The organism is Virgibacillus sp. JSM 102003 (assembly GCF_041949995.1).
Taxonomy (GTDB): Bacteria; Bacillota; Bacilli; order Bacillales; family Amphibacillaceae; genus Lentibacillus.
On the sequence record NZ_JBHFQH010000023.1, the window covers coordinates 1 to 16540 of the forward strand.

The 16540-nt window shown below is 37.3% G+C and carries 14 protein-coding genes and 1 pseudogene; 9 read left to right on the forward strand and 6 right to left on the reverse strand.

Features of this window, described 5'->3' with window-relative positions:
• Nucleotides 1–269 precede the first annotated feature (269 nt).
• On the reverse strand, nt 270–2561 hold the full coding sequence (helD, locus tag ACE1TG_RS18450; RefSeq protein ID WP_375053881.1) for an RNA polymerase recycling motor HelD: 2292 nt from the start codon (nt 2559–2561) through the stop codon (nt 270–272).
• Nucleotides 2562–2750: 189 nt separating this feature from the next.
• Nucleotides 2751–3131 carry an SLAP domain-containing protein gene (locus ACE1TG_RS18455; protein ID WP_375053882.1) on the reverse strand — a complete coding sequence of 127 codons (381 nt, stop codon included), beginning with the start codon at nt 3129–3131 and terminating at the stop codon, nt 2751–2753.
• A gap of 150 nt (nt 3132–3281) precedes the next feature.
• Between ACE1TG_RS18455 and ACE1TG_RS18460 the strand changes: the two are divergent.
• The 8 genes and pseudogenes from ACE1TG_RS18460 to ACE1TG_RS18495 all read left to right on the forward strand — a co-directional run bounded on the left by ACE1TG_RS18460 (nt 3282) and on the right by ACE1TG_RS18495 (nt 13047).
• Nucleotides 3282–3918 (forward strand): annotated as a pseudogene (locus ACE1TG_RS18460) (GNAT family N-acetyltransferase).
• Between the two features lie 201 nt (nt 3919–4119).
• Entirely contained in the window at nt 4120–5697 is a 1578-nt protein-coding gene (locus ACE1TG_RS18465) for a BCCT family transporter (RefSeq protein ID WP_375053883.1), read from the forward strand.
• A gap of 512 nt (nt 5698–6209) precedes the next feature.
• Nucleotides 6210–7265, forward strand: coding sequence for an LLM class flavin-dependent oxidoreductase (locus tag ACE1TG_RS18470; protein WP_375053884.1), 1056 nt, complete (start codon nt 6210–6212; stop codon nt 7263–7265).
• A gap of 15 nt (nt 7266–7280) precedes the next feature.
• Nucleotides 7281–7847, forward strand: a complete 567-nt coding sequence (locus ACE1TG_RS18475) for an NADPH-dependent FMN reductase (protein ID WP_375053885.1) — start codon at nt 7281–7283, stop codon at nt 7845–7847.
• A 325-nt stretch (nt 7848–8172) separates the two neighbouring features.
• Entirely contained in the window at nt 8173–8445 is a 273-nt protein-coding gene (locus ACE1TG_RS18480; RefSeq protein ID WP_375053886.1) for a hypothetical protein, read from the forward strand.
• 241 nt (nt 8446–8686) lie between these two features.
• The gene (locus ACE1TG_RS18485; protein ID WP_375053887.1) at nt 8687–10075 is read left to right on the forward strand and encodes a HAMP domain-containing sensor histidine kinase; all 1389 of its coding nucleotides are present in this window, start codon (nt 8687–8689) and stop codon (nt 10073–10075) included.
• Nucleotides 10068–10736: a response regulator transcription factor gene (locus ACE1TG_RS18490; protein ID WP_375053888.1), complete on the forward strand. Its 669-nt coding sequence runs from the start codon at nt 10068–10070 to the stop codon at nt 10734–10736. Before ACE1TG_RS18485 ends, ACE1TG_RS18490 begins: the two co-directional genes overlap by 8 nt.
• 217 nt (nt 10737–10953) lie before the next feature.
• Entirely contained in the window at nt 10954–13047 is a 2094-nt protein-coding gene (locus ACE1TG_RS18495) for a heavy metal translocating P-type ATPase (protein WP_375053889.1), read from the forward strand.
• A 79-nt stretch (nt 13048–13126) separates the two neighbouring features.
• Here ACE1TG_RS18495 and ACE1TG_RS18500 read toward each other — a convergent pair whose 3' ends face one another.
• The 3 genes from ACE1TG_RS18500 to ACE1TG_RS18510 form a co-directional block, all read right to left on the reverse strand.
• Nucleotides 13127–13543: a hypothetical protein gene (locus ACE1TG_RS18500; RefSeq protein ID WP_375053890.1), complete on the reverse strand. Its 417-nt coding sequence runs from the start codon at nt 13541–13543 to the stop codon at nt 13127–13129.
• 68 nt (nt 13544–13611) lie between these two features.
• On the reverse strand, nt 13612–13992 hold the full coding sequence (locus ACE1TG_RS18505) for a cupredoxin domain-containing protein (RefSeq protein ID WP_375053891.1): 381 nt from the start codon (nt 13990–13992) through the stop codon (nt 13612–13614).
• A 196-nt stretch (nt 13993–14188) separates the two neighbouring features.
• Nucleotides 14189–14422: an SPOR domain-containing protein gene (locus tag ACE1TG_RS18510; protein WP_375053892.1), complete on the reverse strand. Its 234-nt coding sequence runs from the start codon at nt 14420–14422 to the stop codon at nt 14189–14191.
• A gap of 241 nt (nt 14423–14663) precedes the next feature.
• On the opposite strand from ACE1TG_RS18510, the gene ACE1TG_RS18515 reads away from it, so the two are divergent.
• Nucleotides 14664–15425: an SDR family oxidoreductase gene (locus ACE1TG_RS18515; protein WP_375053893.1), complete on the forward strand. Its 762-nt coding sequence runs from the start codon at nt 14664–14666 to the stop codon at nt 15423–15425.
• Between the two features lie 67 nt (nt 15426–15492).
• Here ACE1TG_RS18515 and ACE1TG_RS18520 read toward each other — a convergent pair whose 3' ends face one another.
• A complete protein-coding gene (locus ACE1TG_RS18520) occupies nt 15493–16377 on the reverse strand; it encodes a GNAT family N-acetyltransferase (RefSeq protein ID WP_375053894.1) in 885 nt (294 codons plus the stop codon).
• Between the last annotated feature and the right edge of the window lie 163 nt (nt 16378–16540).

Sequence of the window (16540 nt, forward strand, 5' to 3'; positions counted from 1 at the left end):
CAACAATTAATTTACATATATGCTCTTTAAATTCCCGTTCTTTCCATTCTCCCATAATAAACACGTCCTTTTTTAAAATTATACACGATTCTCATTTTGACGTGTCCATTAAAAAGACTAACTTTAATGTTCACAATAAGGTTGCTCGAAGTTTACAGTTTCCCCGCCGATGTTCACAACATGAAAGCAGATTTAGATGGCCGGCATCAAAATTATTTAAAAACAAAAAAAGTGCCGGGGATGTGATATCCAGCCGACGCCTTTTCGTATTATATGCGGATAACTTCAAATGTTTCCGGTTTTGCCTCTTTAATAAATGTGCATGGTTCTTCTGACGTGATCATATGGAGGCCATGCATTGCTCTAGTGCAGGCGGTGTAAAAGAGTGCACGATCTGCCTCTTTGCTATAATGCAAGGCAGAAGCTTCAGGGATAATAACAGCATCGAATTCGATTCCTTTTGCCAAATAAACAGGTAGAATAAGCAACCCTTTTTCAAATGAATAAGTCTGCTCTGTTATTTGTCTAATTAGTATTTTATCCTGAAGCTTTTGGTAAAGTTCATCGCTTTCCTTGAGTGTTTTGCAAATAATTGCGATTGTTTCATTTCCCTCATTGCGAAGTTTTTCAATCTCGGCAATTAAGGTGTCGGTCAAATTGGCTTTATTCTCGAGCGTAATCAGTTTAGGTTTGTTGCCGGATCGCTCAAATGATTCGATCACTGCTTCCCCGGGGGCAAAGTCTTTTGTGAATTCGACGATTTGTTTTGTTGAACGATAGCTTTTTGTCAGAGTAATTCGTTCATGAGTCTGATCAATTGTCGCAGGTATTAACGGATTATCCTCAGTCGCGTGCGCGTATATAGCCTGATTAATATCACCCAGTAATGTCATTCTGGTGTAAGGGAAAATATGCCTGATATATGCAAATTGGAATGCTGAATAATCCTGTGCTTCGTCTATGAACAGGTGGCGGACAGACCGTTCTGAATCTGCACCAAGCAGGCGGCCTTTAAAATAAAGGTACGGTGTTGCGTCTTCCCAGGTCAAAAAATTCTGCGATAAATTGGCAACGGTTTGGGTTCGTATTTTTTCCCAGTCAGCTGGGGCTTGGGAGTATTCCCAATTCAAAAACATCTCGCGGTAAGTCGCCAGTACATGAACAAAGTCAAAGCGTTTTACCCGTTTTTTGATTTGGGCAAAGTGACGCTTTACAACCTCTTTACGCAGAAACTCTTCTTCCAGACCTGAATTTCCTTCCTCTTCCTGCTGGCTGGCATGATATGCTTCTAAATACTCTTCTTTGTCCAGGAGTTCAACCTTTTCCATTACCCAGTCCTTATCCTTTTCCTGCATTTGGCTTTCTCGCAATTCATGCAAAAGCCAGTTAGCAACAGCTTCCATTCTGTTTGGAATAGCAATCCCCGTATCCAATGAGTAGAAGTAGTCTGAAATCTGCTCTTTTGAAATAAGGACTTCGTGATGCAGCGTGATATTCCTGAACCGAATACCGTGAAAGTTCAATTGGGAAATGTAATCATCCAATAGTAATTTATAATTCAGGCTTGATTTGTATGTCATATTCGTTAGGCGGTCATCGTAATCTTCCTGGTCCATTCCTGTTAAAGTATATTCCATCTGGGAAAAAGGGGATTCAATTGTGATCCCTTTTTCAATCCGTTTTTCTAAAAAATCATAAAAAGTGGATTGCTGGATATTTTCTTCTCCTAACTCAGGAAGTACGTTGGCGACATAGCTTGAAAATAATGGGTTTGGTGAAAAGAGCAGTAAATTGTTGGCATTAAGCTCTTTTCGAAATCGATACATCAGGTACGCTATTCGCTGCAGGACCGCAGATGTTTTCCCGCTCCCGGCAACACCCTGTACAATTAAAAGGTTACTCCGTTCATTTCGGATAATTTTATTTTGTTCCTTTTGGATGGTTGCAACAATGCTTTTCATTGTTGTACTTGCATTGTCTCCAAGTGCTTGCTGGAGAAGTTGGTCACCAATTGTAAGTCCGGTATCAAACATGCTTATAATATTGCTGTGCCTGATAATGAACTGCCTTTTTAATGAGATTTCTCCGGTTATTGTTTCATCCATTGTTTCATATTGCGCTTTTCCGGGAGCGTAATCATAATAAAGGCTTGAAATGGGGGCGCGCCAATCGTATATTAGGAAATTTTCTTCCTCCAGATCCATGAGGGAGGAGGTGCCAATATAAATTTTCTCTTTTTCATTCCCCGGACTCTCAATAAAATCAATCCGTCCAAAATAGGGAGAGTCTTTTAGCTTTTTGAGTTTTTTCAGTTCCTTGTCCATATTCCCATGGACCTGTTCCCGCTCAATGAGCAACTCAGCCTGTTGTTTGACACTTGCCTGCGTTTCAATTACGTCATCTGGTTCATCCAGGTTAACCGTAACATCATCCCAAAATTTCTCGCGCAAATTAATGATGGTATCTTTTAATCCTGCAGATTTTTTATCAATCGCATCCTCTTTGTTGTTAATTTCATTAATAATTTCATTGACGCGATGCTGTTCAGCTTCCCGGCTCATGTAACCATCCCCATTCTTAAAAACTTTTTATTGACATTTGAACACTTTTAATGATATAATATAATTAGATATATTTATGTCTAATTATATTAATAATGATCATTAAAATAGTATACCATAATTAGCTATGGGCAGCAATAGTTTTTACTGTTGTTGTCGTTTTATTTTTCTGTCATGAATGATCTCCAATTACTCCATGGTTAGGACCCCATCTTTTAATGATTGATTTTCAGTAGTAAAAGTTCCATATGGAAAAATAAATGTCCATGGCATGCTTGTTGTTGGTTCGATTATGAAATTCGGGAGCATGAAGCAGTGTTCAGCCATTGTCTGATTATTTACGGAGTAGATTAAATCATGATTATCAAAGAAAAAATTTTTCTCACCAGTGTTATGGACCAGAACAGTCACAAGTAAATCTCCTTTATGGTTTAATGCATCCCAAAGTGGCGTAAACTCAATGTTGCATTGATTTGATATTCGAGTTTCCTGAAAAATATGGTTAATCCATTCTCGGTCGTCATCAGACAGTCCCTTATCCCAAGAAGGATGAAAGGTTAATCGCTGCATTATTATTACCTTCTTTTTATTTTTTATTGTGATCCATACTTTTATAGTGACAGATCAGATAGCAATGTTTCAACATTAACTAGACAAACTAGGTGACAGAAAGCAGGCTTTATTGATAGATCAACTAATTAGGATCAGAGGAAAACAGAGGTGTCAGTTATTTTTACATATAAGTCAAAAAATGGAAAGATAATTACAATTAGGGAAGCGAAACAACAGGATGCAAAAGCAATGTTAGCTGCTTCTTCAGAAGTATTAGTCGATGCGCCATATATGCTAAGTACCGTGGAAGATATTAGAAAACTTGGCTTATCGCCAAGCCTTACTATAGATAAGCCTTAGTTGCACTTATGCAGTAAGAAAGTATTTATACTTTCTTATCTGCCAAAAAAAGTTGATTTAGCTGATATGCAAAAGTTTATTGAGGCTAATAACCAAAATCCAAATCATGTACAGTTTATAGCTGAGACTGACAATATTTTGGTGGGCGCAATAGAATTTAAAAATGGAGAAAAAGATAAGATTAGTCACCAAGGTGCTTTTGGGATGACTGTACTGCCGGCTTATCGTAATCATGGAATTGGAAATGCATTATTACAAACGTTGGTTAACTGGGCAAAAGCTAACAAGACTATTGAAAAAAATCTGTCTGGAAGTAATGGAAGGTAATAAAGGTGCGATCACGTTATATGAAAAATTTGGTTTTCAAGTTGAGGGGCGAAAAGTAAAGGGAGTAAAATTGAATAATGGTTATCAGGATTTATTTTTAATGTATTTATTCGTCTGATGCATATGGGACAAGGTTCCTGTCCCTTATGTCCCGGGTGCTTATCTGTAATAGGGTGAGTGCTTTTTTTATTGAAATTTTTTTCTGAATATCTTTTAGTTTATTTAAATATTCACGTGGTATAAATAATTATGATGTTGATAGGTTATATTACTTCTATCATCGTTTACTGCAGAAATAATTGTAATTGGAGGATTCAAAATGAGTAAGAAGGGTAAAGAGACGAGCAAAAGAAAATTAATAGATTATCGGATTTTTGCACCATCTTTACTTATTGTAATTTTGATCACTATCCCTTTTTCAATGTATGAGACGAAGTCATTAAATCTGCTGAACAGCATTTTTGATAAGATTGTCGAAATGTTCACATGGGGATATATCTGGTATGCAATCATATTGGTAATTGCAGCTTTATATTTGTCATTTTCTAAGTATGGCAATGTTGTTTTAGGGAATCCGACAGAGAAACCCAGGTTCACATTGTTCGAGTATTCATCAATTTTAATTGCCATGGGACTTGGTTCTACAATTATGCGGACTGGAATGATTCAATGGGCGTCTGTTGCAAATGATCCGCCTTCTGGTGTAGGTGCTGGAACAACGGAAGCATTAATGTGGGGGAATTCTTATAGTATGTTTCTGTGGAGTTTCCAGGTATTTGCCATCTTTGTCATGGCGGCACCTGCAATGGCTTATATTCTGCATGTTCGCAAAAAACCGTTTATGCGAATATCTGAGGCATGTCGCACTATTTTTGGTGACAAGTTTACTGATGGTGTTGGTGGAAAAGTCCTGGATGTTATCTTTCTTGTCAGCATCCTATCTGGGGCCGCTGTAACCTTAGGGCTTGGAGCGCCAATCGTTACGTATAACTTATCAGAGTTATTCAATTTAGAGCTGTCGTTTGGTTTAACGTTTGGTGTGACGATTATCTGGGTATTCCTCTTCTCTCTAAGTGCTTATTTAGGGATAGAAAGAGGTATTAAACGACTGAGTACCTTTAATATGTACCTTGCTGGAGCATTTGCTTTATTCGTAATTGTAGCAGGACCAGGAATATTCATTCTCAATTATTTTACAGACAGTGTCCGATTTTTATTATCAAATTATGTTAATATGTCGCTTTATACCAACTCTTTGGATATGGAAGGAAGCTCGCATATTGAAAGCTATACCGTGTTTTGGTTTGCCTATAGTGCAACGTGGGCAATGTTGCACAGTGTATTTGCTGCAAAGATTTCCCGAGGCAGGACAATAAAAGAAATGATATTAACCTATTTACTTGCGCCAACACTCATATCCTGGGTAGCGACAGGTGTTCTGGGAGGGCTTGGTGTACACAGGTATCTGACCGGAGCTGTTCCTGTATTGGAAACAGTAAAGAATGATTCAATGGCAGCTATACCGCAAATATTGGCTTCATTGCCACTATCAACTATTGCTATTACAGTCTTTATTATTGTGGCGACCATTTTCCTGACTACGACTCTGGATTCGACAACGTATACGATTGCATCCTATACAGGCACAGAGAATATGAGTAAAGCAGAGCCATCAAAGACTTTACGAATAATTGTTGCGGCGGTTATAACTGTGATTGCTTTAATACTGATGCGGATTGGTGGTCTGGCTCCATTGGAGGTACTCTCCGGTCTAATGGGAATCCCAATTATCGTGATTCAGTTCCTGACAATTTACGCCGCTAAGAAAATGATGGACGAGGATCAGGCATGGTTAACTAATGTAAGGAAAGATAAATCTGTGCAGCAGAATAAATAAAAAAGTGTGTTACTTTGGTTGTAAGCAGTTCGGTTTCGGAGTACAAAGACATTTTGTACCCTTAATTGAGCTGCTTTTTCATGGCTAGATTGGCGAAAGATGAAAAATGGGTCCTATTCAGTTTTCATAGCGATTATTCAGTTTTAAATTGTCTTTTGCACGATTAATCAGTTTCCAGCCATGGTTATTCAGTCTTTGTGCGTGTTTATTCAGTATTCAATCGGAATTATTCAGTTTTCAGCTTTCTTCGGACGGAATTTCCACCTTGCTAAGTTTTTGCTCATGTTCAAACTAAGTAATTGATTAAATTTACGTAATTTGAAATAATTGTACTTATGAAAAATAACCTTGTTTCAAAAGAGAATTGAATATCTTTTGAGTTTATCAATTATGATAGCCGTTTTATAGTATTTTTTACTGGTGTTTACGCTGGTTCTAAACGGCACTAATAGTAAACATTAATTAAGGAGAATTATTGTCTTCTAAAGGCAACTAAGAAAGGTAGGAAAATAATGCAAAATTATCGTATTGATCAAAGTAAAGGAATGGAGTTTGGTATATATACGTTAGGTGACCACTTACCAGATCCCTCCACTGGGGAGAGAATCTCTGCAGGACAACGTGTTAATGAAATTATAGAATATGCGAAGCTTGCTGATCAGGCGGGTATAGATTTTTTTAGTGTTGGCGAAAGTCATCAGGATTATTTTGCAACGCAGGCACATTCTGTTGTATTATCAGCTATCGCTCAGGCTACAGAAAATATAAAAATATCCAGTTCTTCAACGATTATCAGCACATTGGATCCTGTGCGTGTATATGAGGATTTTGCAACAATCGATTTGATTTCAAAGGGTCGTGCGGAGATAATTGCTGGCCGCGCATCAAGAGTAGGAAACTTTGAATTATTGGGTTATAGTCTTCGTGATTATGAGGCAGTATACGAAGAAAAGTTTGATCTATTGCTGAAACTGAATGAAGAGGAAGTTGTCAATTGGAGTGGAGAATATCGACCGCCATTAAAGGATGCTAGGGTAATTCCGCGTCCACAAAATGGTTCCATGCCAATTTGGCGTGCTGTTGGTGGTTCGCCTGCCAGCGCGAGAAAGGCTGGTCATGCAGGTGTTGGGATGTTCTTAGCTCATTTAGGTGGACCGGCTACTGCTTTTAAACGAGCTGTTGATGCTTTTCGTGATGCTGCACAGCACAGTGGGTTTGATCCAGCTGAGCTTCCGGTTGCGACGGCTGGTTTTTTCTACGCAGCTGAAACTTCTCAGCAAGCTTTAAAAGATATGTATCCCCACATCAATGAAGGGATGAAGCGAACGAATGGGCAAGGTTTTCCAAAGCAGCACTTCGCGCAAGGCGTAGATCCACATAATGTCATGAACATTGGCAGCCCGCAAGAAATCATTGAAAAAATTCTTTATCAGCATGAAGTGTTTGGTCATCAGCGTTATATTGCACAAATCGATTTTGGTGGCGTGCCATATGATCGGCTAATGAAAAATATTGAACTGATCGGCACAGAAATTTTACCAGCTATTAAGAAATATACAGCAAAATAGTAGGGGGAAGTGAACATGAAGATTGTTGGGTTATCCGGTTCAATAGTCGGTTCAAAAACAAGGACAGCTATGGATTACACCATTGAAGCAATTACAAAAAAATACCCAGATACAGATGTGACATTAATTGATTTAGCAGAATTTAATGTTCAGTTTAGTGATGGACGCAATTATTTGGAATATGAAGGCGATACAAAATATATCACACAAACATTGATGGAAGCAGATGCAATCATTATTGGTACACCAATTTTTCAGGCATCCATACCAGCTACATTGAAGAATGTATTTGATTTACTTCCTGAAAATTCATTTCGTGATAAAGTTGTCAGTATGCTGGTTACAGCAGGTTCACCCAAGCATTATTTGATTGCAGAAAATCAATTAAAGCCTATTTTAGGTTACATGAAAGCACAGATTGTTCAGACGTATGTATTTATTGAAGAAGAGGATTTCTATCGAAAAGAAATTACCAATGATGATGTGTTGTTCCGCATTGATCGTTTAGTTGAAGACACAGTCGTATTAACGGAGACATATACGAGCATTCGTGAAGCAAAAGAAGCGGAATACGACTTTTAGTAGAATACATGCTATTTGAAAATGGCCGGGAAAAAAGTGTTTTAGGGAAAGTAAAATCCGAACTATGATTTGATATTCTTGAAATAGAATTTGAATTAGTTCGGATTTATTTTTTGTGCTGATTAGATATTAAATACGACACAAGTTATAAGAAAAGTAAGAGCTATGACACCGCTTCGGAAATACACTAAATAATGTTAGCCTTTTTAGTGGACACGCTATTTCAGCCATGTCCCATTCTGTTTCTTTAATAGCATAAAACACCCTATCTAAGGAATAATATAGATGAATTTCATCGATTAAAAAACTAATGGAGGTTGCTTTTATGTCACAGCAGAATTTACATCAACAATTACAGAAAGCGAGTCATCAGATACAGTATGCTCAAGAAGCTGCAAGGCTAGCGCAAGGATCAGACCCTCAATTGTTAGAGCAAGCACTTAATCAGTTACAGCAAGCAGAGCAGGTATTGCAAAAGGCTCAGCAGGCAGGAACTGAAGCAACAGAGAACCCTCAATTTCAGCAAGCATATGAACAGTTGCACGATACGCGTCAGCAGGTGCAGGAAGCACAACAAAATAATAGAGATGTATTATAAAGTTAACCGTTAAAAAAGGATACTTTTGAATCGTTAACAAAAAGACCACTAATTTATACGATAATTTGGTGGTCTTTTTACATTTTCATTTTTCCCACAACTATATTAATGCTCCGTTTTGCGGAAGGTGTCTTAATTTTGCTAATAAACTATTGAGTTAATGGAATGATTTTGAAATAATTGGAGTTAGGAAAAAATTGATTTGCCAGAGCAATGATTATATATGTAAAAGAGGCAGAACATGTTGACTAAACTTTCATTTAAAATTGGGTTTCTATTTTTTATATTTATTTTAATTATTGAATCGCTTTTATTTTTTGTATTGTACACGAATATTGCGAATGGTCGAATTGAAGATGTGCTTGACGATTTATTAGCACGTGCCAATACACATAGCGAAGTATTGGAGATGAACTTTAATGAATCGACCTTAGAACATGTTGGAATAATGGAATCAGCTTCTGACTTTGTGGTTGTAGTTACAGATGAAGAAGGTAAGGTGATTAATCATTCTGATACTATTCAGCAGGAAATGAGGCAAGTGGTAGAAGCCATTGATTACAATTCAAACCAAACGGAAGGACGGATTGTTGAAGATCGTTGGGATGATAAGCAATATATTGCGGCAGAAAGTCCTGTGAATATTGGCGGGGAGCAAAGAGGCCATGTCTTTATGTTTGCAGACACAGGTAATGTAAAGAAAAATGTTAATCAGCTTAGCAACCAGTTTATCGTAATTGCCCTATTAACAGTAGGCTTAACGATTATCACTATCTTTATTTTGTCCAGGTTTATCACGCATCCGGTCATTAAAATGAAGGAAGCAACAGAGCAATTAAGTTTGGGAGAAAATCAAGTTGAATTACATACCAATCGAAAGGATGAGTTAGGAGAGTTGGCTGAGTCTATTACAAAATTAGCAAATGAGCTTGACCAGCTAAAAACTGCCAGAAATGAGTTTTTAGCAAGCATTTCACATGAACTTAGAACTCCTCTAACCTATATAAAGGGATATGCTGATATTATTAATCGTCAGGATATAACCGAATCTGAAGTGAAAGAATATACTGCAATCATTCGTGAGGAGTCAGAGCACTTATCGATACTTATCAGAAATTTATTTGAATTAGCGAAAATGGATAGGAATAGATTTACAATTCACCGTGAAGAAGTCTCTTTACGTAAACTTATTTATTCTATAGCTAATCGGATTAAGCCTGCTTTTTCGGAAAAAAATATTGCCTTTTCGATAAACTGTCCTGAAAATATTGTTGCTTTTGTTGACCCTGAAAGGTTTGAACAAGTACTAGTAAATATACTGGACAATGCAAAGAAACATTCTTCTGAAGGTTCAAATGTTCAACTTGAAGTAAGTCAAATGGGAGAAGAAGTTATCGTTACCACTACCGATGAAGGTGAAGGCATACCTGAGAAAGATTTGCCGTATATATTCGATCGCTTATACCGGGTTGAAAAATCAAGATCAAGAGAAAGTGGCGGATCCGGATTAGGGCTAACTATTGCCAAGGAAATAATAGAAACCCATGGTGGCCAAATAGAAATCACAAGTGAACCAGGCGAAGGAACAATCGTCGTGATACGATTATTAAGAGGTGGCAATAATGAATAGTGTTCTTATAATTGACGATGAAAAGCGTATGCTGGATTTATTAGCGTTGTACTTAAGACCACATGATTATACGTGTAAAAAAGCACAGGGAGCTAATGAAGCATTACTACTATTGGAGGAGGAAAACTTTGATATTGTCTTGCTTGATATTATGATGCCTGAAATGGATGGGTGGGATCTCTGTCAGGAAATAAGGAGTATATCTGATGTGCCTATTATTATGGTGACAGCTCGTGACCAAAAAGAAGATATTGTTAAAGGATTAAAGTTAGGTGCAGATGATTATATTGTAAAACCAATTGATGAAAATGAATTATTAGCTAGAATGGAAGCTTTATTGCGCAGAAGAACTCCTATGAATCGTATTGAATCGAATGGCCTGTTATGGGACGAGGAGAGGTATGAGCTTTCTTATCATAAACAGCCAATCAGGGTGACCCCCAAGGAATTTGCTATGCTAGGTCATCTGTTAAAAAAGCCAAATCAGGTCTTTTCCAGGGAGCAGCTAATTGATTTGATTTGGGGTTTTGATACAAATACGGAAGGTAGAACGATAGATTCGCATGTGCGGAATATGCGAGAGAAAATTAGGCAAGCAGGATTTCCGGTTGATGATCATTTTATAACAGTTTGGGGAGCCGGTTATAAGTGGACTAACTAGAAATCATATACATTATCAAGTTGAGTGGAACTGTCTGTATTAAGGGTGGTTCCATTTATATATATATGCTTTTTTCGTTCGTTTTGTTGCAAAAATAATTTAAGTACTATGTGTCAATTACAACTAACAGCCTATTGATATGATTAAAAAATACTGTATAGGGGTATAGTTTCAGGGAGATAATTAATGTAGGAAGCTAATGGAAGGAGGACTATATATGAATCGGGAAGATAATAAGCCTATTGAACATGACCACAGGCAACATGAACATCAAAATCAAGATCATCATGAACAACACCAACATAATGAACATAACGAACATAATCACCATAATCACGGTGATCACGGCGGTCATAATCATCATGACCATGATCATGGTGATATGGTTAATGATTTCAAAAAAAGGTTTTATATATCCCTTATTGTAACGATCCCTATTCTGATTTTGTCTCCTATGATTCAGGGTTTTATTGGAGTTGACTGGGGATTCCCGGTTGATCAATATATCTTGTTCGCGCTTGCGACATTTGTATTTTTCTATGGTGGCTGGCCATTTATTACTGGTGGTATTAGTGAGTTGAAAGATAAAAATCCTGGTATGATGACATTGATAGGTTTGGCAATAGTAGTTGCCTATGGCTATAGTTCGCTTACTGTTTTTGGCTGGGAAGGAAAAGACTTCTTCTGGGAGCTGGCCACGCTTATTGATATTATGCTGCTTGGTCATTGGATCGAGATGCGATCGGTAATGGGGGCATCAAATGCATTAGAGGAACTTGTTAAACTAATGCCAAGTGAAGCACATAAATTGGATGAGAAAGATAATATAGAAGATGTAGCGATTTCTGATTTAGAGAATAAAGATAGAGTACTCGTTAAACCAGGCGAAAAAATTCCCGTAGATGGGACAATTCTTGATGGCAAATCTGCAATAGATGAATCCATGCTCACCGGTGAGTCTGTTCCAGTTGAGAAATATAAAGGTGATGAAGTAATAGGTGGATCAATTAACAATGAAGGATCTCTGACAATTCAAGTAGAGAAAACGGGTGATGATTCCTATTTATCACAAGTAATTGAACTTGTTAAAGAGGCACAGGCATCACGCTCACGGACACAGGATTTTACCGATAGGGCAGCGAAATGGTTATTTTATATTGCATTGGCATCAGGGTTCATAACCTTGTTTATTTGGCTTATTTTAGGATATTCTTTTGTGGTTGCCCTGGAAAGGATGGTAACGGTTATGGTCATTACCTGTCCACATGCACTGGGACTTGCGGCGCCACTTGTTGTAGCAGTTTCCACATCACTTTCAGCAAAACAGGGTCTGCTAATTCGTAATCGTGCCAACTTCGAAGGTGCTCGGAATTTAAATGCAGTTGTTTTTGATAAAACTGGTACATTGACAAAAGGAGAGTTTGGTGTAACAGATATTGTCCCTACTGCTGATATGGAAAAAGAAGACATTTTAATGTGGGCTGCAAGTCTGGAGCAAAATTCGGAGCATCCTCTTGCGGAAGGTATTGTGAATGATGCAAAAGAGAAGGAATTGACGTTGAAAAAAATAAGTGATTTTGAATCGATTACCGGAAAAGGAATTGAAGGAAAAGTAGATGGGAAAAAAGTGAATGTTGTCAGTCCTGGGTACGTCGATCAGCAGAATATGGAATATGATCATGAAACATTCAATCAAATGTCCGAAGACGGAAAAACGGTTGTATTTGTACTTGTTGAAGATAAATTGATTGGAATGATTGCACTTGCTGATATGGTACGCGAAACTGCGAAAGAGGCAATTTCATCATTAAAAGAAAACGGTATCCATTCCATCATGCTGACAGGCGACAATCAAAAAGTGGCTGATTGGGTTGCTAAGCAATTGGGTATCGATGAGGTATATGCAGAAGTGTTGCCTGATGATAAAGCAAATCAAGTGAAAAAAATTAAAGAAAAAGGGTGGAAGGTTGCCATGACTGGTGACGGTGTTAACGATGCACCTGCACTGGCAACAGCTGACTTAGGAATCGCTATTGGCGCAGGAACCGATGTAGCAATGGAAACAGCCGATGTTGTTCTTGTGAAGAGTAATCCTAAAGACGTTGTTTCGTTAATGGATTTATCGAAAAAAACGTATCAAAAAATGGTCCAAAATCTGTGGTGGGCTGCAGGCTATAACATTTTTGCCATTCCATTGGCAGCAGGTATTCTGGCACCAATAGGCATTATTCTTAGTCCGGCAGTTGGTGCGGTATTAATGAGTTTAAGCACGATTATAGTTGCGATTAACGCTAAGTTATTAAAAGCTTAGAAAATCTAAGTAGTCGTTAATGGGGGTCTTATGAGAGCGTACTTTGCTTTCTTAGAACCCCTTATACTTTTTTACTTAATTACAATTCCATCAATTTAACTGTTACCTTACCATTTTGATTTCTTGATAAATGAACTGTTTCACCTGGTCTCAAGCAACGGTTGTTTTTCATGTTATGGGGGTTAACAATGGTGACTTTTTTGTTTGAGTCTGCTAGTTTAATATCATTATGGCAACGACTGATGGCTGCCTCGTCCGGTGTGCAATCAGTATCATTAAGTACTATTCCCATTGATTCATCACCAAAATCTCCGGAAATAAGGTTGACAGTATAGGTTCCATCGGCTCCGTTCTTCTGTAAGTCCAGTCCACTTTCTACTTCTTCCTGTGTCAGATTATCTCCGGCAGTATCTTTTCCAGATGATATATTAACGTATAATACAAGCGTAAGACCAATGACTAAAACCAGGCCAATTCCAATTGTTTTTTTATACATAGTTGTTCTCCTTCGTTTATGTGAAAAATAAGAAGCTATTCTACTAGAACAGCTTCTCATTACCTCTTTTATTCTACAACTAATGTTGTTTGCATGTCGGCGTGACCTTCACCACAAGGAATGTTGCAAATGATTGTGTATTCACCTGGTTCTTCAGGTGTGAAAGTTGCTTCGCCTTCACCCTCAATTTTCACATCAAATTCGTCAATTGTAATCCCGTGCATACCTTCTTCATTTGTAAGAGAAACTGCAACTTCCTCACCTGCAGTAACGGTGTATTTATCTTTATCAAATTCAAAATTCGATGCAGTTATATTAAGTTCATTACTTGCAGCTGATGCTGAAGAACTGTCATCCCCGCTGCTGGATTCACCTGAGTCACTTCCACCACATGCTGCAAGAAATAGGATAAGTCCAAGAGCCAATACTGCTAATAATCCTTTTTTCATAATAGATCCTCCTCAAACATTAAGTTTATTTACTACAGTGCTAATTGTAATTGTTAAATATCCATTTTTTGTGGAGAAACTGAGACAAATGTGTGAACATCTTTATTTGCGTCATATGTAAAAATAAAAAAGCAATTTTCTACTTATACCAGAAGATTGCCTTTTTAATGAATGATATTATGTTAGGGATAACATACTATGCTCCGGTTATAAAGGCATTTGTTATTCCTAAGCTTTTAATCTTATCAACGTCCTGAAGAATTTGCTTTTTTCCTGTATATGGTCCTACTTCTACACTATAAAGCTCACCGCCATCAGTTTTATAAGTTTTAATATCAGCATTAATTTTATTTCTTGTAATTAAGTTATATCGCTGTTGTGCACTATTCTTCTTGCCAGTTGTTTCAACTATTATTTTATATTTTCCCATAAGAAGCCTCCTAACCTGTTTATAATAGTATAGTCGAATGTTAGGTAAGGGAGTGGTCATTAAACATGGAAATTTCTAAATTGATTAAATAATCTATTGAATTAATAGTGGTAGTTAAGTAGTTTATTCTGAATATCGTGTAATTTGTATACTAAAGTTATAGTATACTAAACATATACAGTAAAGGGGTTTGCGTTTTCAATACGTATTCCTAACTATTAAATTACAAGGAGGAACAGTTATGAAATTAGATGGAAAAGTCGCAGTTGTAACAGGGGCAGCTTCCGGAATGGGAAAATCAATAGCAGAGCTCTATGCAAAAGAGGGAGCTAAAGTTATATTGGCTGATCTTAATCTGGAAGGAGCTGAAAAAGTTACGGAGCAGATTACTAATAATGGTGGAACAGCTAAGGCAGTAAAAGTAAACGTAGCAGAACTTGCAGACATTGAAAATATGATTGATACAGCAGTAAGTGAGTATGGGACGCTAGATATTCTTGTTAATAATGCTGGAATAATGGATGGAATGGAGCCAGTCGGTGAAGTTACTGATGAAAGATGGGATTTGATTTTTGATATCAATACAAAAGGTGTTATGCGGGCAACACGTAAAGCGCTTCCAATCTTCTTAGAAAAAGAAAAAGGTGTCATCATTAATACCGCATCCACTGGCGGGCTAAATGGCGCTCATGCTGGTGCTATTTACGGTGCCTCAAAACATGCAGTCGTTGGTTTAACGAAGAATACAGGATTCATGTATGCAGAGAAAGGTATTCGTTGTAACGCTATAGCGCCGGGTGGTGTAGAAACAAACATTGCATCCAGTATGAAAAATATTAGTGAGTTCGGAGCAAGCCGTGCTCAGCTTGCACACGCAGTAATGCCTAGGTCGGGTCAACCGGAAGAAATTGCACAAGTGGCACTGTTTTTAGCTTCTGATGAATCTAGTTTTGTAAATGGAACCGTTGTAACAGCTGATGGAGGCTGGACTGCTGCATTTTAATATCGTTATTTAATAATAAGACTGAACATCTTGAATTGTGTTCAGTCTTTATTAGGTGAGTTTAGACCTAATCAAGAGCCTGAACCCTTTCCCAATCTGATTTATCAATGCCATGCAAGATCCACGGAGAAGGTAATGTGAATTGGTGATTTTTAGGGAGGTTATTTACCTGCTCCTTTGTAAGATCCATCCATATAAATGTTTCTTCTCCTGTCTGATTTCGTAATTGCTTGTAATCGTTTGAAATTGTCTCCCATAAACCTTCCTGTGAGGTAATGTCATTCCACGGGTAGATAGCATGTAAATAATGATGTTTTTTTTGATCTGTTTTAGTGATAAGTGCACGGGTTTTTAGATTATTTTCATAAAAAGACCATTTCCTTAAGTCACGTTCTTGAAATAAATCTTTTGAAACAGGAAATGAATAATAGCATTCGTATGGGAAGATTGATGTTGAATTACTATACATTTTATTAAGCCACTCTCTTTTTTGTTGGACATCTGTAACTTGTGTCCATAATTCTGAACCTGTTTCCAATACTAAAGTATCCTTCGTTTGAGCAGCATGCTGTGGAATAAACGGCGTTAATCCGATTCTTTCCATTACACGTCGCGCAGGCTTATTAAACTCCTGTGTATTCGCACCAACCCATTTTATTCCGTTAATTTGAAATGCTTTATTCATCATATGAGTCATTAATTCAGTTGAAAAGCCATTGCCTATATACCGACGATCTGTTCTTAATCTGCCTAACATTACATAACGGCTGGCATAAATAGAGCTCCCTCCCAAACTAACCATTTGATCACCGAGGAATAACCCATATAAACGATTACTTCCAGTTATGAGTCTATTAAAAACACGTTTTATATAATCATCTTCAATCCCTGTGTCCATCGCTTCTACGTGTTGAAAGTCATCATCATTAATAGTTCGGATGGTCTTTTGCATATATGTCACTCCTTGTTTCCTTCTTTCAAAAAATAATTCTATCATTTTACGAGTTAATTTATAAACTTATTTGCTGTGAATTATGGATATAGTATCTTCTATAAATATAATCGAATGCGATCGGTAGAAAAGTGGCAACAAACAAATTTAATTTTTTAACAAA